Annotated in this window: 21 protein-coding genes; 5 read left to right on the forward strand and 16 right to left on the reverse strand. The window is 50.9% G+C overall.

Going from position 1 to position 25,962, the window contains the following annotated elements; translation table 11 throughout:
* Window positions 1-3: 3 nt before the first annotated feature.
* Window positions 4-1,311, forward strand: a complete 1,308-nt coding sequence (locus DRJ53_RS17585) for a polysaccharide deacetylase family protein (protein ID WP_114236979.1) — start codon at window positions 4-6, stop codon at window positions 1,309-1,311.
* A gap of 80 nt (window positions 1,312-1,391) precedes the next feature.
* Here the strand turns inward: DRJ53_RS17585 and DRJ53_RS17590 are convergent, their stop codons facing one another.
* The 4 genes from DRJ53_RS17590 to DRJ53_RS17605 all read right to left on the reverse strand — a co-directional run bounded on the left by DRJ53_RS17590 (window position 1,392) and on the right by DRJ53_RS17605 (window position 6,645).
* Window positions 1,392-2,336, reverse strand: coding sequence for a DMT family transporter (locus tag DRJ53_RS17590; protein ID WP_206609817.1), 945 nt, complete (start codon window positions 2,334-2,336; stop codon window positions 1,392-1,394).
* A 116-nt stretch (window positions 2,337-2,452) separates the two neighbouring features.
* The gene (gene purH / locus DRJ53_RS17595) at window positions 2,453-3,970 is read right to left on the reverse strand and encodes a bifunctional phosphoribosylaminoimidazolecarboxamide formyltransferase/IMP cyclohydrolase (protein WP_114237036.1); all 1,518 of its coding nucleotides are present in this window, start codon (window positions 3,968-3,970) and stop codon (window positions 2,453-2,455) included.
* Window positions 3,971-4,038: 68 nt separating this feature from the next.
* Window positions 4,039-6,090: a ComEC/Rec2 family competence protein gene (locus tag DRJ53_RS17600; protein ID WP_114236980.1), complete on the reverse strand. Its 2,052-nt coding sequence runs from the start codon at window positions 6,088-6,090 to the stop codon at window positions 4,039-4,041.
* A 57-nt stretch (window positions 6,091-6,147) separates the two neighbouring features.
* A complete protein-coding gene (locus tag DRJ53_RS17605; RefSeq protein WP_114236981.1) occupies window positions 6,148-6,645 on the reverse strand; it encodes a SixA phosphatase family protein in 498 nt (165 codons plus the stop codon).
* Between the two features lie 137 nt (window positions 6,646-6,782).
* On the opposite strand from DRJ53_RS17605, the gene DRJ53_RS17610 reads away from it, so the two are divergent.
* Window positions 6,783-10,031, forward strand: a complete 3,249-nt coding sequence (locus DRJ53_RS17610) for a PAS domain-containing sensor histidine kinase (protein ID WP_114236982.1) — start codon at window positions 6,783-6,785, stop codon at window positions 10,029-10,031.
* A 77-nt stretch (window positions 10,032-10,108) separates the two neighbouring features.
* Window positions 10,109-10,612: a GNAT family N-acetyltransferase gene (locus DRJ53_RS17615; protein WP_123893679.1), complete on the forward strand. Its 504-nt coding sequence runs from the start codon at window positions 10,109-10,111 to the stop codon at window positions 10,610-10,612.
* Window positions 10,613-10,803: 191 nt separating this feature from the next.
* Here the strand turns inward: DRJ53_RS17615 and DRJ53_RS17620 are convergent, their stop codons facing one another.
* From DRJ53_RS17620 to DRJ53_RS17665, 10 genes are all read right to left on the reverse strand, one after another.
* Entirely contained in the window at window positions 10,804-12,651 is a 1,848-nt protein-coding gene (locus tag DRJ53_RS17620; RefSeq protein WP_114236984.1) for an amidophosphoribosyltransferase, read from the reverse strand.
* 149 nt (window positions 12,652-12,800) lie between these two features.
* On the reverse strand, window positions 12,801-14,633 hold the full coding sequence (locus DRJ53_RS17625) for a PAS domain-containing sensor histidine kinase (RefSeq protein ID WP_114236985.1): 1,833 nt from the start codon (window positions 14,631-14,633) through the stop codon (window positions 12,801-12,803).
* A gap of 139 nt (window positions 14,634-14,772) precedes the next feature.
* Window positions 14,773-16,143: a peptidylprolyl isomerase gene (locus tag DRJ53_RS17630; protein WP_114236986.1), complete on the reverse strand. Its 1,371-nt coding sequence runs from the start codon at window positions 16,141-16,143 to the stop codon at window positions 14,773-14,775.
* Between the two features lie 102 nt (window positions 16,144-16,245).
* Entirely contained in the window at window positions 16,246-16,671 is a 426-nt protein-coding gene (locus tag DRJ53_RS17635; RefSeq protein WP_114237037.1) for a VOC family protein, read from the reverse strand.
* A gap of 66 nt (window positions 16,672-16,737) precedes the next feature.
* The gene (locus DRJ53_RS17640; RefSeq protein WP_123893680.1) at window positions 16,738-17,142 is read right to left on the reverse strand and encodes a hypothetical protein; all 405 of its coding nucleotides are present in this window, start codon (window positions 17,140-17,142) and stop codon (window positions 16,738-16,740) included.
* A 142-nt stretch (window positions 17,143-17,284) separates the two neighbouring features.
* The gene (locus DRJ53_RS17645; RefSeq protein ID WP_162303915.1) at window positions 17,285-17,914 is read right to left on the reverse strand and encodes a porin family protein; all 630 of its coding nucleotides are present in this window, start codon (window positions 17,912-17,914) and stop codon (window positions 17,285-17,287) included.
* 142 nt (window positions 17,915-18,056) lie between these two features.
* Window positions 18,057-18,797 (reverse strand): carbon-nitrogen hydrolase family protein, encoded by a 741-nt coding sequence (locus tag DRJ53_RS17650; protein WP_114236989.1) that lies wholly within the window; start codon window positions 18,795-18,797, stop codon window positions 18,057-18,059.
* Between the two features lie 71 nt (window positions 18,798-18,868).
* Entirely contained in the window at window positions 18,869-19,246 is a 378-nt protein-coding gene (locus DRJ53_RS17655; RefSeq protein WP_114236990.1) for a nuclear transport factor 2 family protein, read from the reverse strand.
* Window positions 19,247-19,279: 33 nt separating this feature from the next.
* A complete protein-coding gene (locus tag DRJ53_RS17660) occupies window positions 19,280-20,140 on the reverse strand; it encodes a hypothetical protein (RefSeq protein ID WP_114236991.1) in 861 nt (286 codons plus the stop codon).
* Between the two features lies 1 nt (window position 20,141).
* Window positions 20,142-20,855, reverse strand: coding sequence for a hypothetical protein (locus DRJ53_RS17665; RefSeq protein ID WP_114236992.1), 714 nt, complete (start codon window positions 20,853-20,855; stop codon window positions 20,142-20,144).
* A gap of 220 nt (window positions 20,856-21,075) precedes the next feature.
* On the opposite strand from DRJ53_RS17665, the gene DRJ53_RS17670 reads away from it, so the two are divergent.
* Both DRJ53_RS17670 and DRJ53_RS17675 read left to right on the forward strand, forming a co-directional pair.
* Entirely contained in the window at window positions 21,076-21,789 is a 714-nt protein-coding gene (locus DRJ53_RS17670; RefSeq protein ID WP_114236993.1) for a hypothetical protein, read from the forward strand.
* 623 nt (window positions 21,790-22,412) lie between these two features.
* Complete coding sequence (locus DRJ53_RS17675) at window positions 22,413-23,195, forward strand: hypothetical protein (protein WP_114236994.1); 783 nt, start codon at window positions 22,413-22,415, stop codon at window positions 23,193-23,195.
* 266 nt (window positions 23,196-23,461) lie between these two features.
* On the opposite strand, the gene DRJ53_RS17680 is transcribed toward DRJ53_RS17675, so the two are convergent.
* Together DRJ53_RS17680 and purD are read right to left on the reverse strand one after the other, a co-directional pair.
* Window positions 23,462-24,466 carry a tryptophan 2,3-dioxygenase gene (locus tag DRJ53_RS17680; protein ID WP_114236995.1) on the reverse strand — a complete coding sequence of 335 codons (1,005 nt, stop codon included), beginning with the start codon at window positions 24,464-24,466 and terminating at the stop codon, window positions 23,462-23,464.
* Window positions 24,467-24,593: 127 nt separating this feature from the next.
* Window positions 24,594-25,871, reverse strand: coding sequence for a phosphoribosylamine--glycine ligase (purD, locus tag DRJ53_RS17685; RefSeq protein WP_114236996.1), 1,278 nt, complete (start codon window positions 25,869-25,871; stop codon window positions 24,594-24,596).
* Between the last annotated feature and the right edge of the window lie 91 nt (window positions 25,872-25,962).

Raw genomic sequence — 25,962 nt, forward strand, 5'->3', positions numbered from 1 at the left:
CCTGTGCTCCTGTACGCCCATTCCATAACGCCCCGTTTAAAGTATGTGGCCGATTTTCTGTCGCGGTACTATGAGCATCCGTTTAAGGTGATGGCCAACGAGGGGGCTTATGCCGAAGCCGAAGAGCCTAAGATCAACTATTCGCACCAGCGCATCAGCAACGGCGAGTTGTACATCAAGCCTTGTCCTATTTTATCCGAAACAGAAAAGCGCCGCTTTACGCTGCACATCGTGGAGCACAACGGCTACAAGGTTTTTTTTGAAACCACCGGCGACCTCGGCTTCGATCTTTTTGCCGGCATATTTTACCTGCTAACCCGTTTTGAAGAATACCTGCCGCATGCAAAAGATGCGTACGGCCGCTTTTCGCATGAAGCATCGCTGGCGCACCGGGAGGAGTTTTTGCACCTGCCGCTGATCAACATTTGGCTTGAAGATTTTCGCACTGTGTTGCAGGAACGCTTTCCCGGCATTCAATTGCAAAAGCTGCAGTTCCAGTTTGAACCTACTTACGATATTGACATTGCCTGGTGCCACCGCTACAAACCAGCCAAGGTAAGGTGGGGGCGCATTTTGCAAGCCATTGCCCGCTTTAAGTTTGGGCAGGCCAGCCGCCATATAAAAGTGCTGAAAGGAAAATTGCCCGATCCATACGATTCGTTTGAATGGCTGGATAGCCTGCACCAGCAGTATGGACTGAAGCCGGTGTATTTTATTTTGGCTGCTATTGAAAAAGGGCGGTTCGATAAAAATACTGATGTGCATGTGCCGCAGTTTGGCCAGTTGATTCATGCGCTGGGAACGAGGTATACCATTGGCATGCACCCGTCGTGGTTCAGCGGCGATCATAAAGCGGCCATGGGCCGCGAAAAAGCATTTGTGGAAAAAGCGGCGCACCAGCACATCATGCATTCCAGGCAGCACTACATCCGCATGTCGATGCCGCACACTTACCACCGCCTGCAGGAGCTGGGCATCAAACACGAATATTCAATGGGATACGGCACCATCAATGGTTTCCGCGCATCGGTGGCCACGCCATTTTATTGGTACGACCTGGAGCAGGAAGCGCAAACCGACCTCCTGATTCACCCGTTTTGTTTTATGGATGCCAATGCCTACCACGAGCAAAAACTATCACCCGACGAAGCCCTTTCCGAGCTGCGCGAACTGCTTCGGGTAACCCGCTCCGTTGGCGGCACCATGGGCACGCTGTGGCACAACCATTTTTTAGGAACCGCACCGGAATTTGAAGGCTGGCGGGAAGTGTATGAGCAGTTTGTGCAGGAAGCAGTGGCAAGTCAAAAGTAAAAATTTAAAAGTCAAAATGGGGAAGACTTGCGGTCAATGCAAAGCTCCTTTTTGCCTTTTCACTTTTCACCTTTGCCCTTCTATTTCACCGCCTTATTTACCAGCCACACGCCATACAGCGTAATGAGTGTGCCCACAATAATAAACACGGTTAGGGGCTCGCTGAAAAACAGCGCACTGAGCACAATGGCAATTACCGGGTTGATATAAGCATACAGCGACACCTGCGCTGTGGGCAGGCGCTGCAGCGCATAGAGGTACGCCACAAATGCAGCCACTGAACTAAACACCGTAAGATAGGCTATGGCTGCCCACGACTGCCACGGAATGGCTTTGATAGATACATCATTGCCGGTGGCTGTCACCGTTCCGTACAGCACCACACCCGAAATGGTCATTTGCAGGCCCAGCGAAAAATACGGGTTAAACGAGGCCGCATGTTTTTTGGTGTACAACGTGCCCACTGCCCAGGTCCAGGTGGCAAAAAGGGAAATCAGAATGCCGAAAAGGAAATCGGGATTGAACAACTCGGAGAGGTGTTCGTAAAAAATAACGCAGATGCCTCCAAAGCCAATGGCTAGGCCGGTAAGTGCCGCCGGCTTGGGTCGCGTTTTATCTACCACCAATGCAATTACCACCAGCCAGAGCGGAAAGATGGCGCCAATGATGGCGGCCAGTCCTGCCGGGATAAATTTTACACCCCAGGTGGATAATCCATTACTGAGCACAAAGTTGAACAGGGAAAGAATCAGGATGGTGCGCCACTCGCGGCCGCGGGGCCATGGCGCTCCTTTGATGACGTAAAAAACAATATAGCACAAGCCGCCCAACACCTGCCTGATGGCGGCCAGTTGCAACGCCGGCATATATTTTACGCCCTGCCGCGAAGCGATCCAGGTGGTGCCCCAAAGAAAACACACCAGGCCAAGCGCCACCAGGGCCGGTCCTTTGCCTTTCGATTTGCTTTCGGGTTGCAACAAATGTGCTGCGCTGGCGGTTGCCGTTGTTTTACTGTCCTGTTCCACTATTGCTGCGGGTTGGTACCCGTTTTTATAAAAAAAATCGGCGCCCTTACTGCGCTGAACCTACAGGGCCAAACGGGCCGGGTAAACTGGGGCAAGGGCGCCGATGGTATGAAAAGTTAGTGCCGGAAATGGCGCATGCCGGTCATTACCAGCGCCAAGCCTTTCTCCTGGCAGTAGGCAATGCTGTCCTTATCGCGGATGGAGCCGCCGGGCTGGATAAATGCTGTGATGCCCGCTTCGTGGCCCAGTTGCACACAGTCGTTGAATGGGAAAAATGCATCGGAAGCCATCACGGCGCCAGCCAGATCAAAGTTGAATTGCTTAGCCTTTTCCACCGCGTGGCGCAGGGCATCGATGCGGCTCGTTTGCCCGCAACCTTTACCCACCAATTGCCCGCCTTTTACCAACGCAATGGCGTTCGATTTTAAGTGCTTGCACACAATGTTGGCAAACTCCAGGTCTTTGCGTTCGGCATCAGAGCTTTGGCGACCGCCCACTTCTTCCCATTTTTCAAAATTGCCCAGATCCTTGCCTTGCTGCAGGGTTCCGTTTACGGCGTTTTTGTAAATGTTCGGCGTGGTGTTGGTGGCTTTCAACTGCAGCAAAATGCGGTTCTTTTTGGCCTGCAGTACCTGCATCGCTTCTTCAGAGAAAGAAGGTGCAATTAACACTTCAAAAAAGATTTCCGAAATGGCGTTGGCAGTAGCAGCATCCACTTCTTTGTTGGTTACCAGCACGCCACCAAAAGCGCTTTCGGGGTCGCCGGCCAGCGCATCTTTCCATGCTTCGGCTACCGATGCCCGTGAGGAGATGCCGCAAACATTGGTGTGTTTGATGATGGCAAAAACAGCATCGTTGGTACCATCAAATTCTTTGATCAATTCAATGGCTGCATCCACATCCACCAGGTTGTTGTAGGAAAGTTCCTTGCCGTGGAGTTGTGCAAAACACTGGCCCAGGTCGCCGTGGAAAATGGCGGTCTGGTGCGGGTTTTCGCCGTAGCGCAACACGGTTTGCTGGCCGGCACCCAGCACGGTCAGTGCGGTATCGGGGTTAAAATAATTGTTGATGGCAATATCGTAATCGGCCACGATCTGGAAGGCTTTGGCCGCAAATGCACGGCGCTGTTCCAAGGTGGTTTCACCGCCCTGCTGCGCTAAAATTTCTACCAGCTTGCTGTAATCATCTTTCGATGCAATAACGGCTACATCCGAAAAGTTTTTGGCCGCACCGCGGATCATCGAAGGGCCGCCGATGTCGATCTTTTCAATGATGGCTTTTTCCTCCGTGGTGTTGGCAACTGTTTCCTGAAAAGGATACAGGTCCACAATCACCAGGTCTATCTCGGGGATCTTGTACTGCGCCATTTCCTGCAGGTCAGTATCCACGGCACGGCGGCCGAGGATGCCACCAAACACCGCGGGGTGCAGGGTTTTTACACGGCCACCCAAAATAGACGGGTAGGTGGTGAGGCTTTCTACCGGCACCACTTCAATGCCCAGTGCTTCAATGAATTGCTGGGTACCACCGGTGGAATAAATGGTAGTGCCTTGTGCCTGTAGCTGGCGTACCACGGGCTCCAGACCATCTTTGTAAAAAACGGAAATAAGTGCAGCGTTGATCTTTTTGTTCATAAAAATGGGGTTGAGGGGCGCAATCGAAAGTGGGGCCAAGGTGGCCGGAAAGGCGCAAAGGTAGGCGTCTACCATTGCATCACAAAAGCGCCGCTGGTGCGTACATCGTGCAGGGGCCAGCGCAGCGAGTCGGCCAGGCGGCGCCACTGCTGCACCCGGTAGGGCGGCACCGTGGCATCGAGCACCAGTTGCGCCGGTTGCAGGCCATTTATTTGTCTGGGCAGTTTTGCTTTACCCGAAACTACCAGCACTGCCGGGGCTGCGTTGGGAAAATGAGCAGCACTGTCGTAAAAGTGAATGGTCTTTTGGGCAAAACGAAACGCAGTCCCCTGCACTGGCTGCACGGCACTGGCACGAAACAGGATGCGGGCCGGCCGCAGGTGAAATGCTCGCTCAAAACCATCCTGCAGCAAGGCTGTATCGCCATTGAAAAACACCTGCCGCCCGCTGATAAAATCGGCTGCGCGGTGGCGGGGCACATGGTATACGATCAACCGGTTGAGCCGTGATGCTTCCCACAGGTTGTAGCTGCGCAGTCCGGCAAAAAGCACCAGGAAGCCCAGTGCAAACCGCAATGCAATTTTATTTTTTGCCAGCCACCAATACCCAGCACTGCCGATGGCCGCGTACAGGAGCAACACCTGCAATACCGAAAAAGAAAAGCCATCCCAAAGCGCAAAAGGCAGCGCACTGAGCCGCACAATGTAATCGTTCAAAAAGCGTATGAGCCCCTCCGTGAGCCAGCCAATTGCCGATGCCAATGGTGTGATCCAATAAAAGGCACACAACGCCATTTCGAGCAGCAGTACGCCGCTGGATAGCGGCACCGCCAACAGGTTGGTAATAAGGAACAGCACCGGGAACTGGTGGAAATGAAACAGGGAAATCGGCAGTGTCAGGATTTGCGCGGTGAGTGTAACCGCCACCAGTTGCCATACCCAATCCACTGCCTTGTTCGGGAAATACAGCAGGTGGTAAAATGGTTTGTAAAAAATAAGAATGCCGCCCACAGCGGTGTACGAAAGCTGAAAGCCCAAATCCCACAACCAGAAGGGATTGTAACAAAGCAAACCGGCCGCGGAAAAAGCCAGCGTATTGAGCTGCGATGTTTGCCTGCCAATCAGTTTCCCCAGCGTCATGCAGGTAAACATCACTGCCGACCGCACCACTGAAGGCTGTGCGCCGGCCAGCAACGTAAAGGCCCATAGCCCGCCTGCAATAAACAAGAACCGAACAACACGTCCACGCCGGCGTAGCAGGCCAGCAATGCGCACCAGCAGCCAGTAAATAAGCCCCAGATGCAGCCCCGAAATAGCAATAACATGCACCACGCCGGTATTGGAGTAAGCCTGCACCAGGCCTTTGTCCAGGTCGTCTTTATAGCCAATGAGCAAGGCTTCGGCAAGGCCCTGTTCGCGGGGATGGTGGATGTGTTTTTGTAAAATAGAAATAATGGTTTCCCTGCTCCGGATCAATGCCCGTTGCAGCCCCTTGCCATCGTGGCCCGGCAGGGTTCTGTACTCTGTTTTCTTTAAAAATACCTGGTGTGTAATGCCCTGGAACAGGCAATACCTGCGGTAATCGAATGCTCCGGGATTGCCACTGTTTTGAATGGCCTGTAGTGGCTTTTGCAGCAATATGCGGTTGCCGTAAACAAGGTTTTCTGCATTGCCTTCTTTGTCGAAATAAAGAATCATGCGGCCCGTGGCCTGAACCATGCTGCCGTCCTGAATAATGTGTGTAATGCGGGCAATGGCTTTTACCGATCGTGGTTTTGAAACAGGCATTTCATCCAGCGCAGCAATAAGTCCATCGCCTTCTTTGTATGATTTGCCAAACCACCGCGAGTGATTTTGAATGTTTTCTTTTTGCACCAGCCAAGCGCCCATCGCCCAGATCAGCAGGAGCAAACTGCCGCCGGCCCCAAAACGCATCCGGTATTTTAATCCTTTTGATAGAAAGGGATAACTAAACGTACACAACAAAGCACCGGCACCAACAACGGCAATAACGGTAATGGATAGCTGCAGGTACCACCCGCACAGGATGCCCAGCATCAGTAAGGGCAACAGGCGCAGAAAAGGCGCATGGGTCCACCAGTAAGTTTTGGTTGCAGGCATCCTATTAAGATAAACAAGATGCGGGAAAATAAAAATGGCACTGCCCGCCGGCCTGTGTTATTTCAGCGGGTTTTTTGGATAATCGAAGAAGAGGAATTTTTTGGGCGCAGTTACAAATTCGCGCCAGTTGCCCACATCGGCCGAAACGGCAAACACGCTGCAGGTGGGCATGTCATCAATACGCACATTGGAAAGCATGTTGGCAAAATCGGTGATGCCGGGGTTGTGGCCAAACAGCGCAACGCAATCATTGCCATCGGCCAGGCCAGCCACGGTTTGGTAAATGGACGATGCCGGTGCGAGGTACAGGGTTTCTACCAATTGGATGTCGTCGTCTTTGATGTTGTATGCTGCTGCAAATGCTTTAGCGGTTTTGTGTGCCCGCTTGGCCGGGCTGGAAACAACCAGGTCGATGCGCGGCACTTTTTCCTGTACCCGCTCCGCCATTTGGGGCGCATCTTTTTTACCGCGGTCGTTCAGCGGCCGGTCAAAGTCGGCTTCGTTTTCGTTGGCCCAGGAGCTTTTTGCATGGCGTACCAGCAGCAATATCTTCATGGACGAAAGATAGGCGCAAAGGCGCAAAATTTTATGTTATTAATGCCCACAGAAGCAGCCGGTATATATTCAATATTCGGCTTTTTGTTACCACCAAAAACAAGGACCTTAGTAACCAAACCACCAATACCCATCTTATGAACCAACTGCCCGGCCACGCTGCTTCATCACTGGATCCGCAGCCGCCTGATAACAGCGCTATTGCGGCCGTGCCGGTGCACAATCATGGCGATGGCAATGGCGGGCAGCCGGCACAATCATTTGCCCTGCTCAATGCCCTGCCGCACCTGGCCTGGGTAGCGGCGCCGGATGGCAGCATTCAATTCCACAACCAGAAAGCCCAAAACTTTGCACCTGCAGCGATAGGTAAACAACAATGGCATTGGCTGCACCTGTTGCACCCGCTGGATGCTGCAGCAACTGAAGCCGCATGGAATGGGGCTTTGTCGAAATGTCTTTCATTTAAGCAGGAACACCGGTTGCAAATGGCCGATGGTAACTATCGCTGGCACCGCACCGAAGCCCAGTTGCACACCGACGAATACAACGGTGTTAAATTTTGGCTGGGCACAGCCACAGACATTCATGCTGAAAAAGAAGCCGCGCAGCAACTGCAGCAGCAGGAGCAACTAGTGTACACCGTGCTGGAGGCCAGCCCCAATTGCATTTCGGTGCTCGACAGCGAAGGGCGGCTGGTTTATATCAATAAAAACGGGCAGCAACTAATGGAAATGCCCGGTTTCGATGCCGTGCGGGGCAGCTTATGGTGGGATCTGTGGCAGGCGCCCAACCGCGAAGAAATCAAAGGGGCACTGGAGCAGGCACTGGCCGGCACAACCGCCTATTTCCAGGCCTTTTGCCCCACGGTAAGAGGCACGCCCAAATGGTGGGATGTGGTGGTATCGGCAGTGCCAGGCACGGCTGAAGCGCCCAGCCGGCTGCTAGTTATTTCCCGTGATATTACCGGCGAAAAGGAAGCCTCGGAGCGGATGCACCGCCTGAGCAGGCACCTGCAACTCTCCACCCGTGCGGCACAGGCCGGCACTTGGGAAGTGGACACCGCTACGCAAAAACTGGAATGGTCGGCACTGCACAAACAACTCTGGGGCTACCCCGAAGATTTTGAAGGCATCACGCCGGCACACTGGCAGGTGGCCATCCTGCCCGAAGACGAACCCTACGTGGTGGCCCATTTCAACCACACCGAACGCCAGCACCTGCCGGTGGATGTGTCGTACCGCATCAGGCGGGTAAACGACGGCAGCGTACGCTGGGTGCGGTCGCTGGGCAGCTATACTTATAACGAAGCCGGCGAGGCCACCGCCATCAGTGGCATTTGCCTGGATATTACGGAGCAAAAGGCGGCTGAAGAACGGCTGCAGCAAAGCGAAGCCCGCTTCCGCCGCATTTTTTACAACAATCCCATCGCCATTTGGGAGGAAGATTTTTCGGTGGTAAAAGCCAGCATCGATGCCTTGCTGGCAAAAGGTATTACCGACATAGGCGCTTATTTTTCGGTGCGGGAGGCCGAAATGCTGCAGCTGGTAAACAGCCTGGTGGTGCGGGATGTAAACGAAGCGGCACAAGCCCTATATGGCGGCACCCGCCAGGAAACGCTGGCCTGCCTGCCCAAACTTTTTGTAAAAAATACCCTTAACGCCTTTTTGGAGGAACTTAAAATAATGGCTACCGGCGGCGGCCGGCTGGAAACCGAAACCCTGATACAAAACAAATGGGGCGAAGTGCTGCATGTGCTGATGCGGATTGATTTTCCTACGGACGACGACTACAGCAGCATCCAGGTGATTTTGATCGACATCACGCAGCGCAAACAGGCCGAGGAAAAGGTGCGGGAAAGCGAAAGCCGCTTCCGCATACTGGCCGATACGCTGCCGCAAATGGTGTGGATCATGAATGCGCAGGAGCAGTTTGAATATGCCTCCGATGCCTGGGCGCATTATTCGGGGTTTGGCGAAATAAGGGCCGCGTGGCGGGCCATGATCCACCCCGACGATGCACGGCAAATGATGCCGCTGTGGCGGGCCAGCATGGCAGCCGGCACGCCTTTCCGCTACGAGCTGCGCCTGAAAGGAAAGGACGATGGTTACCGCTGGCATTACTCCGTGGCCGAGCCGGTAAAAGACGAAGCCGGTAACGTGGTCCGCTGGATTGGCGCCATGACCGACGTTCATGCACAAAAAACGTTTGCGCAGCAACTGGAGCAGGAAGTATCGGAGCGGACCGCCGAACTGCATAAGGTGACGCAGCAGCTTAAAAGCCTGAATGGCTACCTGCTGCTGCAAAACCAAACTTTTACCCATGCCGAAGAAGCCTCGAGGCAGGGCTCTTTTTTCTGGGACCCGGGCACCAACGCCGTTACTTACTCCGAAAACCTGTACCGCCTGCTGGGCTGCGAGCCGGGCAATTTTGAACCGGGCTTTGAACAGTTTCTCCGTTTTATTCACCCCGACGACCGGGAAGGTGTGATTGAAACAGCGGTGCATACGGTGCAGGAAAAAAAGGTGCCCGACCGGCCCATCCGCATCATCCGAACCGATGGGGCCATCCGCTACCTGCAGGCCACCGGCCGCACGGTGCAAACCGATGGCGCAGAAGTGATCATTGGCACGCTGCGCGATGTGACCGAAGACGTGCTATTGCGGCAGCAACTGCAGGAAAACAATATGGAACTGGAGCGCAGCAATGCCGACCTGCAGCAGTTTGCACATGTGGCCAGCCACGACCTGAAAGAGCCGGTGCGGAAGATCCGGTTTTTTGGCAGCTGCCTGCACACCGAATTTGGGCACCTGCTCCCCGACAAAGGCATCCAGTATTTGCAAAAAATAGAAGCCGCCGCCAGCCGCATGTACACCATGGTGGAAGGCGTGCTCCAATACTCCGCGCTGAGCAATAACGCCGCCGCACCGGAGCCGGTAGAACTGGCCACCGTGCTGCGCAGCATTGAAGCCGACCTGGAACTGATGATCCGCGAAAAAGGTGCCCGCATTGAATATGCGGCGTTGCCGGTGGTGCAGGGCCACGCAGTGCTCATTTACCAGCTTTTCTATAACCTGCTCAACAATGCCCTCAAGTTTTCGCGGCCCGGTGTGCCGCCGCTAATCCGTATCAGCGGCCGCAGGGAAAACGGCCAGGTGCTGCTGGAGGTAACCGACAACGGGATTGGTTTTGCGCAGCAGCACGCCCAGCAGATTTTTAAAACATTTTCGCGGCTCAATACAAAGGAAGCTTACGAAGGCACGGGGCTGGGGCTGGCGTTGTGTAAAAAAATTGTGGAGCGGCATGGCGGTGCCATCACCGCGCAGGGCGTGGTAGGCAGCGGGGCCACATTTAACGTAGTGCTGCCCGATGCGGTTGAGGGTAAATAAAAATGTTGCTCTTGCTTAGACACTGTCCTTGGGTTTGTGCCGCTTTTTTGACGAAAAATTAGACGCAATTGGTAAAAATGGTGATTGATTTTCAGCTGGCTACAGCGCATGATGAAGCACCGGTTTTGGCGATGATGGCCGATTTTTATGCCATTGATGGCTACCCGTTTAACCGCGAAAAGGCCGGCCACATTTTTCAAACACTGGTAGCTAATGAGGGCCTTGGCAGGCTGTGGCTTATTGCTGAAGACACAAATGCCATCGGCTACGTGTTCCTCGCATTCAGCTTTAGCTTTGAATACGGCGGCCGCAATGCATTCATTGATGAATTGTACCTGCAACCCCCACACCGCCATAAAGGCATTGGTAAAACAATACTGGCATTTGTAGAAAAACAAGCCATCGCATTGGGCGTGCAAACCCTGCACCTGGAAGTGGAACGCCACAACGATGCCGGGCTAAAACTTTACGGCGGCCGCGGCTTTAAAGACTCTGGACGCTATTTGTTTGTAAAGCGGCTGGGGGGAGAAAAGTCGGAAGACGGAAGTCCGCAGTCGGAAGACGGAAGGAAAACAGTCTGAAAAGACAGGAAAGACGGAAAAGTCAGTAAAGGCAGATCCGTTGAAATAAAAAGTCCTACAGGTATTGGAAAATCCGATTTCAATACCTGTAGGACTTTATTAAAATGACATAACTTCTTTCCCGTCTTTACTGTCTTTTCCTTCTCTCCTGTCTCTTCTTCCGACTGCGGACTTCCGTCTCCCGTCCTCCCCTAATATCCCCGCTCGTTACGGCCTTCCATAAAGTTGATGAAGGCTTTGTTCACCACGCGGTTGCCACCGGGAGTGGGGTAGTTGCCGGTAAAATACCAGTCGCCCAGGTTGCCGGGGCAGGCCTCGTGCAGCGATTCGATGCTTTGGTAAATAACATCCACCGGGATGTTGATATCGGCAGGCGTGATCAGTTCGGCAATCTTGCGGTTTAGCTCCTCGATGGTAAACGGCTTGTACACCTGCTTCACCAGGTTCTCGGTATGGAGCAGTCCTTTATCCAGCAGTTCCATGCATTGGTTGTACAGGTCGGTCAGCAGGCTTTCCTGGCCGCTTTCTTTCAGCAATTCCACGGCCGCATTAAAGGCAATAAAATCGCCCATTTTGCTCATGTCAATGCCGTAACAATCGGGGTAGCGAATTTGCGGTGCAGAAGAAACCACGATGATGCGGGCAGGCTTCAGGCGGCTGAGCATGCGGATGATGCTTTCGCGCAGCGTGGTGCCGCGTACAATCGAGTCGTCGATCACCACCAGCGTGTCCAGCTCTTTTTGCACCGTGCCGTACGTAATGTCGTACACGTGCTGCACCATTTCGGAGCGATTCACATCTTCGGTAATAAAGGTGCGCATCTTCACATCCTTGATGGCTATTTTTTCCATCCTGATTTTACGGTTGATCATCTCCGATAGTTTCTCCGGATCGTAAGTGCCGTTCCAGGATAGAATGCGTTCGGTTTTGATCTGGTTGAGGTAGGCTTCGCAGCCTTTTACCAGGCCATAAAAAGCCACTTCGGCCGTGTTGGGTATAAACGAGAAAATGGTATGCTTCAGGTCGTAGTTCACGGCTTCCAGCACGGGTTTGCTCAGGTGGTAGCCCAGCGACTGGCGCTCTTTATAGATCTTTTCATCGGAGCCGCGTGAAAAATAGATCCGCTCAAAAGAGCAGGCCCGGCGCTCTTTTGGTGCTATGATTTGTTCGATGCTAACGGTGCCGTCTTCGGCTACAATCAGGGCGTGGCCCGGCATCAGTTCTTTTACTTCATTTTCACCCACATTAAATGCGGTGCGGATGGCTGCCCGCTCCGATGCGGCCACCACCACTTCGTCGTCGATATAGTAGTACGAAGGCCGTATACCGTGTGCATCCCTAAACACAAAGCCAATGCCGTTGCCGGTCAATCCGCCCACATTAAAGCCGCCGTCAAACAAGGGCACTGCTTTTTTCAGCATCGATACAATATCGAGCTGCGCAGGTGAGGCTTCGTCGGCTTCCACCAGGTAGTGATAAATCACTTCCATCATGGCGGCCAGGTCGCTTTGTTTTTGAAAATTGCCGGGCTCCATGCCTATTTTTTCAAACAACTCCTCGGTGTTAATGAGGTTGAAGTTGCCGGCCAGCGCCAGGTTGCGGGCGGTAATGGTGTGGCGCTTGATAAAGGGGTGGCAAAAATTGACGTCGTTTTTTCCCTGTGTGCCGTAGCGCAGGTGGCCTAGCAGCAGCTCGCCCAAAAAAGGCAGGTGCCCTTTCATGAGGCCGGGGTAATTGGCAATGTCTACATTGAACTTTTGCAGCTCGTTAAAGTCCTGGCCAATCTGGCGAAACAGGTCGGCAATGGGCTGGTTGGTGTTGCTGCGCAGGCGTGCCAGGAAAGGATAACCGGGCTCCACGTTCAGTTTTACGGCAGCCACACCGGCGCCGTCCTGGCCGCGGTTGTGCTGCTTTTCCATCAGCAGGTACAGCTTGTTCAATCCCCACAGTACCGATTTGTATTGTTGCAGATAATAGGAAAAAGGTTTGCGCAGCCGCATAAAAGCCAGCCCGCATTCGTGTTTTATAGCATCGCTCATGAGTGGTAAAAATGGAAGGCGCTAAGGTAAGGCAATGGATTTACGATTTTGGATTTACGATTGATGATTAAGGCTTCTATAAGCAATGCCCACCCTATGCAACCACCGGCTGTTAAAATCGTCAATCCTAAATCGTAAATAGTCAATCCCTAAACCGGCACCCGCACTTTAAGCCGGCAGCCTTGGCCCGGCGCCGATGTCAGTTGGATCGAGCCGCCAAACAACTCGGCACGGTTGCGGATATTGGAAAGTCCCAGGCCGCGGCGCACCGTTTTGGGGTCAAATCCTACGCCGTCGTCCACAATTTCCAAATGCACCTCATCGTGCCGGCGGGTTAATGATACGTGTACTGCGTTGGCTGCGGCGTGGCGGATGGTATTGGTAAGCTGCTCCTGTATAATGCGGTAAACCGCCAGTTTTTTCTGTTCGTCCAGGTCGTTTTTCGCATATCCTTCGTGCCTGAACGAAACACTGAGGTTGCCGGTGCGCTGGATGGTGGAGCACAGTTCGGCCACCGATTCGGTCAGGCCCAGGTCCTGCAGCGAGTGGGGCACCAGCATGCGGGAAATCTGCCGCACTTCATTGATGGAGCCCGACACATAATGCAGCGCATGCGCCACCATGTCTTGCGCCGCCGCCATATCCGGTGCGGTGCTGGCCATCTCGAGGTACAGTTTGATGGTGGTAAGTTGCTGGCCAATATTATCATGCAGCTCTTTGCCAATTTCGCGGCGTTCCCGCTCCTGGCCATGCAGGGTGGCCCGGGCCACGCGGCGTTGCTGCGCCATTTTTTCGTCCAGCAGCTTTTGGTTCAGCTTTTTTTGTTCGGTTATGTCGGTAAATGAGCACAGCAGGCATTGCAGGTTGCCTTCGTCGTCCAGCACCGGGTCGGTATTGATGTGCAGCCATCGGTAGGCATCCTGCTCTTCGATCCAGTAGCCATTTACCTGGTGGTGGATGGGTGCTTTCAGCACCATGCTCTGGTGCACCGGCCGCCGCTCTTTGGGCAGCTCGTTTCCTTCTTCGTCAATTACGCGGGGCACCACATCCCAGGCGCATTTGTTGGTCAGGCTTTCGTAGGGCTGGCCCAAAATGCGGCCCATAGCGGCATTGGCTACCATAATGGAGCCGGTTGCATTGAGCAGCAGCACGCCTACCTGCAGATCGCGAACGAGGGTGCGAAACCGCTCTTCGCTGGCTTTGAGTGCATCGGTAGCAAATTTGCGCTGGCTATCGTCGTGGAAATAAATAACGAAGCGCTGTACGCCGGGGTGCTGCAGCAGGTTGTGGCCCCGAACGGTACACCAGGTGTAGCCGCCGGCGCCGTTTTTCAGGCGTATTAAAATAGAACGCAGTTCCGGCATGCCTTTCAGCTCCAGGTCGAAGGCGCCATGCGCCACCTCGTGGTCGTGCGGGTGTACAAAAGCAAAAATGTTGTGGCCAATAATGGTGTGGGGCTTAAAATGCAGGATGGTTTCCACAGCAGGCGTTACAAATTGCACCACGCCCTCCGCATCGCACAGCACCGAGCCGTAGGATGCTTCGAAAATAAGGCTGCGGAAAAAGTTCTGGTTGCAGCAACCTTCTTCGGGTTGTGGCACCGCGCAGTGGGTAATGCGCTCCGCCGCCGGCACGGCCGTTACCTGCCAGCCATTGGTGCCAGCCACTTTAAACGGGCTGGCATACAGCACGGTACTTTGTTGCTGGCCATTTTGCAGGCGCATTAAAAAAACGCCCAGCGAGTTGTTTTCCCCAGGCTGGGCCAATGCATCCGTTAGCCGTTGCTGGTCTTTGGGGTGGCAAAAATGGGCCAGCACAGGCGGCTCATCAAACCGGGGCAGGGTGTGGGGCACAAAAGCGGCCGCGGCATCATTGGACGCAAGCAGTTCGGCACCATCGGCACCAACAATCCAGCCGGGCAGCGGCGACTGCTGAAAAAGAGGAAGCTCGGCACCCAGTTCGGGCTTGTTAATGGTCAACATGGAAAAAAAGCTGCCGGTGTGGCAACGGGGCGCCAAAAGTAAAAGCTATCCCGCAAGAAAACTGCAAAACAAGCCCGGCAATAAAAAAATACCCTGCCGGTTGGGGCAGGGTATTTTTTAACCAGGTGTAGCGTACGTATTATTTGTTGGCCGTCGATTTAGAGATCCATTTTTGCAACTGCGGGCAGCTTTGTGCATCGGCATCATCCACCATAATATAGTAATTGGGAATCCGTGCATTCAGCCATTTGTCCATAGCGCCAAATTTTTTCTCTTCCAAAGCCATAGCGGCTATTTTATCGTAATCGTCTTTGATGTTCATGCGGTGCGGTTCGGTGCGGGCACGCAGGTAAATGATGCGTACGCCTTTTTTGCCCCGCTCATCGGTAAACACCTGCGGCTCCGAGTATTCGCCCACTTTGATTTTGTCCAGCAGGGTCACGATGTCTTTGTCCAACTCGTCGATGGTGACAAATGAAGAACCGGTGCGGCCGCCGGTAATGAACGGGCCTTGGTATTTGGCAGCCTCATCTTCGGTGTATTTACCTGCGGCAATGGGGAAGGTGATGGTGCCGGCTTCCAGTTGTGCCTTTACGGAATCGAGCAAAATGGTAGAAGCTGCAGTTTCCACATCAGTCACCGGCGGAATGCGGAGGATGTGGGCCACGATGGCTTCGTCGCCGTTGCGCTGGATCATTTGAATAATGTGGTAGCCAAACTTGGATTTGATCACCGGCGAAATCTGGCCATCTTTCAGGCGGAATGCACCGGCCAAAAACGCGGGATCCCAGGTTTTTTCGTTGCGGTTGATCTGGTATTGTCCGCCACGCTCCTTGGAGCCCGGGTCTTCCGAAAAACGGCGGGCCAACTGGTCGAAGGTGGTGAGGCGGCTATCAATCTGGCGTTTGTAGTTGTTCAGTTCGTCAATTACATACAACTCCATATCGCGGCTGGCCTTGGGGTACAGCACAATCTGGCCAATTTCGTATTCCGACTCGTAAAAAGGAAGGCTGTCTTTTGGAATGCGGTCGAAAAATGCCCGCACCTCGGTAGGCGTAATTTTTACCCCTTCCATGATCTTGCGCTGCATGGCTTCGGCCAGCTTGCGTTCCTTCACGCTTTCCCGCGCATCGTCTTTGATCTGGTAAATGGTTTTGCCGGCAATTTCTTCCAGCGCCTGCTGGGTGCCGTATGCACGGATAAACTCCCGAACCCTCAGGTCGAGGTCGGCTTCCACCTCGTCTTCGGTTACTTCCAGCGAATCTTTTTCGGCCTGCAGCATCATTACTTTCGATACCAGCGCCTGTTCCAGAATCTGGCAGGCGGCACCTTCCGGCACCTGCTGGCCCTGGCGGGCAGCATCGGCAATGGCGTTGGTTACGTCACTTTGCAAAATGATGCGGTCGCCCACAATGCCCAATATTTTATCGGCCACCATTTTTTTGCCCTGTGCAAATGCACCTGTGGCCAGTAAAAGCGTGGTGCCGAAGGCTACAACTAATTTTTTCATAATAAAAAACGAAGGCTGTAAAAGTACCCCTTTCGGCGTAATCCGCCGGGGCAGGGCCTTGGATTAACAAAAGATTGAAGCCGCAGCAGGCCAAAGGCCGGACTATGCTGGCGTTTGCGGCCCGGTGGCGCGGTATGGGGTGGTTACTTCAATCCTGTTTTGATCGGGGTCGAGGGTTTCAAACTCGTAGTATCCATCGCCGGTTTTTCGGGGGCCGCTCAGTATTTCAAAACCTGCCTGCCGCAGTTCGGCGGCTTTTGCATCTACCGCTGCCATGGTATCCACACCAAAAGCGAGGTGAATGATGCCGCGGTGTTGCGCCGTTACTGTATCATTCAGGTTGGCCGGTATGCCCTCTTTCTGCATCAGCTCGAGCCGGGCGCCGGAGCTAAAGCTGAGGAAGTAGCTTTGAAAACCTTTCGCCTTATTTACATACAGCGCATTGGCCACGCCGCCGAAATATTGTTCGTAAAATGCTTTAAGTGCTTCGAGGTCGTCGGTCCAGATGGCAACATGTTCTAAAATCATTTCAATGGCATTTGGGTAAATAAAATGCAACGGCGCAAGACTGTACTTTTTTTACAACGGGACAATTCAGGCGGCTGGCTGGCTCCGTTTTTTCGATAACAACATTACCGTTACTACCACCAGCCACAGTGCCGAAAAAGCAACGAGTCCATAGAGATTTGCCTGCAGGTCTTCGGGGTCGAAACGGCCATGGATGCGGGAACGGAAAAACCTGTTGGAGTAAGCTTGCGCCCATTCGATGGCCATGCCAAACAGGTATAGCGCAACAAATATAAACGCATGCCGGAGCAGGTTTTTGCCGGCAAAGGCCAGGTTGAGGAATGCGGCAGCGCCAAAGTAAAATGCGGTGTGCAGTTCCTTATCAATATGCCGGAAGGTAGCAGGTAGTTTGAGCATAAAGCCCACTACCGCCACTGCAAAAAGCAACAGCAACACAAAGACCCGTGTTTGCAATGAAAGACCAAATCTCATACAGTGGTTTTAGCAGCAAATGGCGCCGCTAGCTACAACGCAAAGGCCACCAAAAATATTGGGTGATGGGAAGGGTTGGTGTTGCTTTGTTTGCTGTAGTGTTGTACAACATTTGATTGCGCTATAAAGTTGTTAAGCATATCTACTTCAACCGGTACAACAGCGAGATGTTTGCAAACCTATTGTTGATGCGCACTTCTTGTAAAATCCCAAAGTTAGACCGGTCTTTGAGTGTATTGATAAGTCCATAACTGTAGCGCACATTAACATCCATCTTTTTTGAAAGCTTGTAACCGGCAATGGCATTGGCCGATACATCGATGGTTTTGTATGAAGGCGGAAATTCCTGTTCGTCTGGCGTACTATATAGTTTGAGTGCAGCAGCCGGACCTGCGCCAAAGTAAAAGTTGGTGCAGTTGTATTGCATCATCAGCGGTAACTCGAGGTAAGCAACCTGCTTGGTGCACCGAATGATCCTAAACAAATTGCTGGACTGGTCATTGGGTTTTACCAACTCGAGAAAGCGATAGCTGGCGCCTATAATGGAGAAGTTTGCCTCGGCGGCCAGGGTCCATTTTTGGGTGAGTGCATTTTTAAAAAACACACCTGCCTGCACGCCCACAATTGGTTTATTATCGAAGGTGTTGGCTGGCTTTGCAACAGCAAGTTGATTGGCATAGTTGATTCCTGCTTTCAGACCGGAATAGCTTTGACCAAAAACAAAGTTTACAATCAGTAATAGAGCGGTAAGCAGTGAGGCATTTTTGTACATAGTGAAAAGCATGTCAGTTGGTATTGTGAATGCGTATTCCAGCGGGTGTTGCAAAAAGTATAGGGCTGCCACCGGCGGAAACAATGTTTGATCGTTACAATATAATGCAACCTTATACTTATTTGCAAGCGCTGGCCCGCAATCAATTTGTGTCGGAGTACACTATGCCCGTTGTAATTTCTTTTTCGGTGTCAAATATCAGGATGCCTTCATTTTGGTCATCGAGCTGGCCGGCAACGGCACCGCTTTTTGTAAAAACAGCACTTTGCCCCGCGCTGATGAAATCATCGCAAGGGCCAACACCATTAGCCATGAACACGGGCATGGAAAAACGCCTGGCCACCGCCGGAAAATGCAGCATCGCTTTGTCGATGCCCTTTTGCGGTTTTGCCACCGAAGCAATATAGATGGCTGCACCCAATTGATGCGCATTTTCCGAATGGTTCCACTGCAGGCTTTCGTAGCAAATTGCCGGCGCTATTTTTTGCTGTTGCACCTGCAGCATGAGTTGCTCCTTTCCACTAACAAAATATGGCGTTTCATCTTCGTGCAGTTGTTGTTTTGAATAAACCTGAATGGGCGTATTGGGTTGCAAAACGATCATGCTGATGTGTATACCGTCGGCGGATTTAATTGGCATGCCCAAACCAATAGTAATGCGGTGCATATTGCTTATTTCTTGAAAGGTATTGAACAACGGATCATCAGTATTGGTAGCCAGTGCCGCAGCCAGCGTAGGCTCGTATCCGGTGAGGGAAAGTTCGGGGAAAAAGATAGCAGCCGCATCGTTGGCAACAGCCAGTTCAATCAGCACTTTGTGCTTTGCTGTATTGGCTGTTATGTTGCCTTTTATGGACCGGATTTGCGCTATTGCAATGTTCATGGTGGTAGCGTTGAGCCATGTAAAAGTTACTGCTTATCACAAAACCATTCAGCACTTGCATGGTGGATGGCTTAGCTGACATCAGTGAGTTTAACGATCCGATCGCCAGCGAACTCAAAGACAGAGGTTCCTGTGAGGTTGAGTTGCTGGTCCTTTTTAAGCCCGTTTGGAAAATCCATTGCCAGCACCGCGGTATAATCAACTGCTATTCTGGTTTCAGCTTCACTATGTTTAAACGATGTAATAGTTTGACGCCTGTTTGTAAAAAAGTTTTTTGCCCTTTCAGCCTGCTCTTTAAAAGCATCTATCCCAGTTAGCGACAGCGTGATTTTCCCGTCCTGAATATTTTCAAATTGGATGCCTTCGGCAAAGTGGGCAACCATTTGGTCAACCGAAAAAATGTTGTACCCGTCGATGTAGTTTTGAATGATCGTTTCGCGGTGGGTCATGCTGTGGGAAAGTTTTTGAGTGGTAAATCCATTTTATTTTTTTGGTTCAATATTGTAATTGAAGCGAAGTACTTCTTTCTGCCATAGCGTTAATACCTGCTCCGCTGCGAGTTTCCCATTTGTTGCATTGATTGTTAACTGGTCGCGAAATGACTTGACGTAATGCGCCCAATGAACTCCTTTGGAATCTTTCAATAAAAAGTAAAACCCGGCATCACCAAATTCTTTCCCAGAAGATTCAAGTATCAATTCACCATTAGGTCCAACGGCTGGCGTCATCAGTACGGTGGCATTTCCGTTTGGCAGCGGGAACACTGCTTTGATACAAGCGATTCCGGACGACAATGTGCCCACACCATAAACACCGGAATAAATAGGATCGCCACTTGATTTAATCGAACGGAGCCAGAATGTGTACTTTGTTTTTCCGCTGTCTGGTTCTGCAAGTGCGATGATCTTACTATCCAACTCACTATAGGTTGTTGTGTTTGCAATAGGTATATTCAACTGCCGCAACCGGTTGCTGAATAGTTTACTGATTAGAATGCCAAAGCTTTTAAATAAAAGGTTCCACCGTACAGAAAATTGCAAGTTGTACCGAGCTGTGTTTTCGTAAAAATCAACTACTTCCGGCAATACCTTTAGCCGATGCGCTTCCGGCAAATTCAGGCTGGCTATATCCGGGATCAAACCTCCTAATGTTGTTTCCCTGTTGATTGTTAGCTTTTCATTTGCTGCCAATTCATTGATAAAACTTTCACCAACAATTTCTGAACTTCCAAATGGTCCCATCAGCCAGGAACATTCATTTGGATCAATCTTTCGACCGCGAACAATTACCCATTGTTGGGTTAACCAATCCTGTACCTTTTGCATCGGACGTGGAAAACTCATGCTATTTTCCGCTATTAAGTTTTGGTATATGATTCGAACGTCCGTTCCATTCGCCGGCTTCTGAAATAGGCTTAAAGCGTAAGGTTGTAAATTCAAAATGAAAGTCTTTTCTGTTCCGCTCTCCCATTGCATCCACATGCCTTTTTGGATGAGGCACCTGGCTATGTCCACGAACCATATCTGTCATTTCTTTTTGCGATTTCCATACTGAAAAAGTGGAAACCGTTCTCGGAAGCCTGATGGAAGCAAATGATAAAGTGGTGCCGGGATGGTCGCGAACCAATTTTTCAACAGGCCGTCCCCAGCGAATAAATCTCGGCACTTCAGGTAGTTTCATGCGGGCTAGTGTTACCGCCACAACCGGTGCGTGGTTCTCTTCCAATTCATGTGATTCGTTTGGCACTTTAAATGCACTCAGCGTACCCCACTGCCGCATAAATAAAAGGCGGCAGTGCCATCCCTTCTGCAACACCGCACCTAACGAACTGCCTGATAGAAACTGGTCGATGGCTTCTTCGCTTTCCCATTGTGCAAAAACAACAAGCTGCCTCAAAAGCATGCGTGACGGCGAAAAAAATCCTGAGCCGAGTGTCATTGCCGTCATACATTCTGCATGAATTAAGCCCGGATAGTTTTTTGGTTTGGGAGGAAATAGCAGTGCCTTTAGCGCTATAAAATGTGATGTGGTCACAATGTGGTAGCTGAATACACTCATGCCCAGCAAAAGTGCACATTTTATTTAAGTGATCAACCTGGTAATTTGTACGCTTTTGTGAACGGCTGTGATCTTTTACAGCAAGGATTAACCCCAGGTAAATTTTTATTGCTGATCAACTAGACTCTCCATTGTCGCCTGGCGCTTTAACTCGAAATTGTTGCAGGCGGTGCGGCCTAATACTATTGATTTTGCGTAAATATTGATAACTTAGGTTGGTATGAAAATCATCACGCTATTGTTAGCGGTTCTGACGTTGTCCAGCGTTGTTGCCCAGGACAGCGCAACGATTTTTGTGGAAGCTGGCCGCTCTATTGCAGAAGTGGCCACGCCTGCCCGGATGTACCGGTTTCCAAAATTCAGTCCCGGTAAAATTGTGTTTAAAGACAAGAGCACATCATCGGGCATTATGAATTATAACCTGTTTAACGAGGAGATCGAATTCATTTCGCCACAAGGCGATACGTTGGCAATTGCCAAGCAGCAGATGCTGAACATTGGCCATGTGGCTGTTGGCAACAAGCTGTTTTATTTCAACAATTTTTTTAAAGAAGGTTACCTCGAAGAAGTGTTTGATGCGCAGGAGCATAAGCTGTTGAAACGCGAACGGTATGCGTTGCAAAAGCGGGAAAAAATTGGCGGTTATAATCAACCCAATCCTACATCCGCAATTGATTCGTACAGCAATTTTATCAACAACCAGGGCGTGATGGAAACCAACCTGCTGGTGCGGGAAAATGTGACGTTTTATAAGCGGACCGATTATTTCTTTGGTGATCGGTTCAACTACTTTGTGCCCGCCAATAAGAAGAATTTGTACAAGGTGTTTTCCAAGAAGAAAAAGGAACTTGATGCCTATTTAAGCAGTAATGAATTGGATTTTAAAAAGGAAGCAGATTTGATAGCGTTGTTGCGCTATTTGGAGGGTTTGTGATTTATTTAATATTTGCAGGTATAGATATCGCCAGAGAGCGTGTTGACGAAATCTTCAATTCATTATGCTCTGTTGCATTAGCTATGCAAGTATAATAGTGATTCCAGACAGAAATTTTACCCTCAAGCTGTAATCTTATATACATACTTTCTGCTGTTGTGTTTTTGGGCTATCGCAATATTGGTTAGATGCACAATAAATGCTTACTAAACCAAGAATCCCTTATGGTTTACTTTACGGCAGTTGAGGATATGAATATGAACGAAATTTTATGTGACATGGGGTGCAACTTTACCTAGTGTATCGCTTTTTCATCCAAATTGGTTTGACTGGTATGCATTTTATTTTAATATATTAATCTCATGCAAACCGCATATTTTTATTAACTAATTGAATCTTTTTTAAACCATCTAACTGTGTTAAGGTCATTACTGTTTGCTTCCATTGTTATCTCTTCTGCACTTCTATTTTCCTGTTCGAAGGGTAAGGATTCTTCTTCATCGCCCCAGGGGCCTTCATCTTCTACTATAGATGTCTATATAGCGGGCGCTCGGGGTAATGCTGCCTGTTACTGGAAGAACGGCGTCCAGACCGTGCTTGTTGCCCCTAATACAGATCGCTCTTTGGCATATGACATTGCTGTATCCGGATCGGATGTTTATGTTGTTGGGCATATCTTGTCCGACGCAATAATTTGGAAGAATGGCATTGTAACGAAGTTGAACCGAAATGCTCTTCCAGCCAAAGCCCGTGGAGTTGCATTAAATGGAAGTGATGTTTACATATCAGGCGAGGACTACAATAGTAGTAGAGTTGTGTATTGGAAAAATGGTTTAACTACCGCACTTGGCTCGCTTGTGGGTAAAGACCCAACCCGTGGAAATTACATAGGGGTATACGGATATGACATGGCGGTGACGGGAAACGATGTGTATGTTGTTGGAGACACTGCTCAAAAAGCAATATACTGGAAAAATGGGATAGGGACCATGCTTTCTGCTAATAACGCTTATGGCACTGCAACGGCAATCGTACTTTCCAACAAAGATGTTTACATTTCAGGAGTAGAAGATGGAAACGCGGTATATTGGAAAAACGGGGTGAAAACAGTATTGTCAACACAAAACTCTGGAGCATATGGCATTGCTGTTTCAGGCAATGATGTATATGTTGCAGGCAACGATTCGAGTGACCCCGTGTATTGGAAAAACGGCGTAAAAACAATCTTGCCCGGTGGTAGTCCATTGGGCTCTGCGCATGCAAATGCGATTGCGATAGATGGTGCAGATGTTCATGTTGTCGGTTCTACCGGAGTGCCAGTTTACTGGAAGAATGGGATTTTAACCGTACTGCCTGGAGCCAATGGAGCTTCTGCGGCAAGTGCAATAAAGATCGTTAGGTACTAACAGGTTAGATACGCTGGAAAATTGTAAGAGGTTCTGGCAAATTTCATGCGGTGCATTAACTACTATTGCTGTTGGTTAATGGCATTGTAGTTACTCAAACTTATATCCATGCTTGGGATATGTGCTTCTTACCCAGTTAATCGAATATTGATCGAATAACTGTAGGTATGTTCTTTTTCTTTATTTCTGTTTCAGGGTCTAATACAAATAATACAGCTTGCCATTCCATAATACCCGAAATAGGGAGCGGAACCAGCAATATTCATTTATCCCCTAAACCCCAAACGCCCTTCCACCTCTTTCGGCAATTGCGGCAGGCGGCTGCGTTCCATTAAAAACGATGTGAGTTGTGCAAACTCTTTAAAAATATAATGCTTGTCAGCGGCCGATTTCAGGTAATCGCGGCCGGTGCTGCCACCCGTGCCCACACGGGTGCCAATCATGCGGTGCACCATGTTCATGTGGCGGTGGCGCCAGATGCTGAGGCCTTCGTCCAGCTCCAGTAGTAAATTGATCAATTGAAAGGGCAGGTGCAGCAGCGGGTACCCGCGGTACAACATAATAAACAGCGCCGCCCGGTTGGCCGCTGCAGAAAGCGAACCTTCGTTAACCCCCTCAAAAAAGTAGGCTTCAAAATATTTAAGGTTGTCTTTTTCCAATTCGGAAAGACTTCCCGAATAAGCCTGCCTATACTCGTCCCAAAAGCCGGCATACCACACCGGCATGCGCTCCAGCCACCCATTCACCAATTGCAGCAGCGACTGCTCCCGTTCACCTTCTTTTATCAGTTGCACATGTTCGGGCTTTAGTTGCGCGGTATAATATTCCTGCCCGTGGCGGTGCTCAAACTTCAGGCCCAGCTTGGCTTCCAGCAGCTTAAACTGCCAGCTTTGAAAGCCTGATGCAGGCCGCAGGTCGTCGCGGAAATCCAGGAAATCCATAGGCGTCATGGTTTCCAGTACATCAATCTGCTGGATCAACACTTTCAGAATGGTGCCCATGCGGGCCAGGCGGTGCGTTACGGTTTGCAACTCCGGCGAGTTGTCGTTCAGTGCCGGCTTGCGCATGATGTAGAGCACCGAATCCAGTTCAAAATGCAGTTGCTTGAACCAAAGCTCGTATGCCTGGTGAATAACAATGAACAGCATTTCATCATGCGCCGGGCGGCCATGCTTTTCACTTTCCAGGTGTTGTGCATTCAGGATGGCATCAAGTTGTAGGTACTCGTGGTAATGCACGGCGGGCTTGCCTGCTGGTTTGTCGTTGTACATAGGAAGAAGATGTTCGGGAAATGAATTGAACCACAAAGACACGAAGGACACAAAGTTGCACAAAGAAATCCCTTCGTGAACCTTATTTCCTTTGTGCCTTTGTGGTGCAATAAAAGGTGCTCAAAAGCTATTCAAATTCGTAGCCGATGTCCTTGCGGAAATACATGCCTTCGAAGCTTACCCCTACCAGCCGGTCTTTGCTTTTGGCTACTGCTTCGGCAACGGTATTGCCAAAAGATGTAACGCACAATACACGGCCACCGCTGGTTACAATACTGCCATCTTTTTCAGCGGTGCCTGCATGAAACAGCAGCGTGTCGGCTGCATCATTTTGCAAACCATCTATTGCAAAACCTTTTGCATAATCGCCGGGATAGCCGCCGCTCACCGCCATTACAGTGGTAGCAAAACGCGGGTCTTTTTGTATCGAAATGCCTTCCAATTTTTGCTGGGCAGCAGCAGTAAGCAAATGGACCAAATCGTTTTGCAGCCGCGGCATCACCACTTCGGTTTCGGGGTCGCCCATGCGGCAGTTGTATTCAATCACCATTGGCTCGTCGCCCACTTTTATCAGGCCAAAAAATACAAAGCCTTTATAATCGAACGCTTCTTTTCCCAAGCCATTAATGGTAGGCTCCACCACTTTGGTAATCACCTTTTGCATAAACGCATCATCGGCAAAAGGCACGGGGCTTACGGCGCCCATACCACCGGTGTTGAGGCCACTGTCGCCTTCCCCAATACGCTTGTAATCTTTTGCTTCGGGTAGCAGCACATAGTGCCGGCCGTCGGTTAGCGCAAACACCGACAACTCGATGCCGCTCAGGAATTCTTCCACCACCACCTTGCTACTGGCGGCACCAAATTTTGCCTGCTGAATCATTTGCGTAAACTCCGAAAGCGCTTCTTCATGCGTGGTGCAAATAAGCACGCCCTTGCCTGCGGCCAGTCCGTCGGCCTTGAGCACCACGGGTAGCTTTTGCGCTTTAATGTATTCAAGACCTGCTTCAAAATTATCGCCCGTAAACTCGCCATAAGCTGCGGTAGGTATGCCGTGGCGCTGCATGAACGCTTTGGCAAATGCCTTGCTGCCTTCGAGTTGCGCGGCGTATTGGTCGGGGCCAATGATCAGCAGGTGCTGCAGCGATGCGTCGGCTTTCAACTCGTTTACCAAACCCTTTACCAGCGGCTCTTCGGGCCCGATTACTACCATGTTGATGGCATTGTCAGCGCAGCATTTTTTAATGGCTTCAAAATCGGTTGCTGCAAAAGGCAGGTTGGTGCCGCATTGCGCGGTGCCGGGGTTGCCGGGGGCAATAAACAGGCTGCTGCAGTTGGGACTTTGTGCCATTTTCCAGGCCAGCGCATGTTCGCGGCCACCCGAGCCGAGGAGGAGGATGTTCATGTGGTGATAGTTGTAAAAGTTCACGCGTTCACGGGTTCACAAGTTGTTGGGGCCACAGTTAACTCGTGAACCCGTGAACCAGCAAACCCGT

This window comes from Paracnuella aquatica (genome assembly GCF_003332885.2).
GTDB classification, from domain to species: Bacteria; Bacteroidota; Bacteroidia; order Chitinophagales; family Chitinophagaceae; genus Flavisolibacter; species Flavisolibacter aquaticus.

Coding starts and splice junctions, on each gene's coding strand:
- purH (WP_114237036.1), bottom strand. CDS start 3,970: ATGAACAAAAAGATCAACGCTGCACTTATTTCCGTTTTTTACAAAGAT.
- DRJ53_RS17600 (WP_114236980.1), bottom strand. CDS start 6,090: ATGCCTGCAACCAAAACTTACTGGTGGACCCATGCGCCTTTTCTGCGC.
- DRJ53_RS17605 (WP_114236981.1), bottom strand. CDS start 6,645: ATGAAGATATTGCTGCTGGTACGCCATGCAAAAAGCTCCTGGGCCAAC.
- DRJ53_RS17610 (WP_114236982.1), top strand. CDS start 6,783: ATGAACCAACTGCCCGGCCACGCTGCTTCATCACTGGATCCGCAGCCG.
- DRJ53_RS17615 (WP_123893679.1), top strand. CDS start 10,109: ATGGTGATTGATTTTCAGCTGGCTACAGCGCATGATGAAGCACCGGTT.
- DRJ53_RS17620 (WP_114236984.1), bottom strand. CDS start 12,651: ATGAGCGATGCTATAAAACACGAATGCGGGCTGGCTTTTATGCGGCTG.
- DRJ53_RS17625 (WP_114236985.1), bottom strand. CDS start 14,633: ATGTTGACCATTAACAAGCCCGAACTGGGTGCCGAGCTTCCTCTTTTT.
- DRJ53_RS17630 (WP_114236986.1), bottom strand. CDS start 16,143: ATGAAAAAATTAGTTGTAGCCTTCGGCACCACGCTTTTACTGGCCACA.
- DRJ53_RS17635 (WP_114237037.1), bottom strand. CDS start 16,671: ATGATTTTAGAACATGTTGCCATCTGGACCGACGACCTCGAAGCACTT.
- DRJ53_RS17640 (WP_123893680.1), bottom strand. CDS start 17,142: ATGAGATTTGGTCTTTCATTGCAAACACGGGTCTTTGTGTTGCTGTTG.
- DRJ53_RS17645 (WP_162303915.1), bottom strand. CDS start 17,914: ATGTACAAAAATGCCTCACTGCTTACCGCTCTATTACTGATTGTAAAC.
- DRJ53_RS17650 (WP_114236989.1), bottom strand. CDS start 18,797: ATGAACATTGCAATAGCGCAAATCCGGTCCATAAAAGGCAACATAACA.
- DRJ53_RS17655 (WP_114236990.1), bottom strand. CDS start 19,246: ATGACCCACCGCGAAACGATCATTCAAAACTACATCGACGGGTACAAC.
- DRJ53_RS17660 (WP_114236991.1), bottom strand. CDS start 20,140: ATGAGTTTTCCACGTCCGATGCAAAAGGTACAGGATTGGTTAACCCAA.
- DRJ53_RS17665 (WP_114236992.1), bottom strand. CDS start 20,855: ATGAGTGTATTCAGCTACCACATTGTGACCACATCACATTTTATAGCG.
- DRJ53_RS17670 (WP_114236993.1), top strand. CDS start 21,076: ATGAAAATCATCACGCTATTGTTAGCGGTTCTGACGTTGTCCAGCGTT.
- DRJ53_RS17680 (WP_114236995.1), bottom strand. CDS start 24,466: ATGTACAACGACAAACCAGCAGGCAAGCCCGCCGTGCATTACCACGAG.
- purD (WP_114236996.1), bottom strand. CDS start 25,871: ATGAACATCCTCCTCCTCGGCTCGGGTGGCCGCGAACATGCGCTGGCC.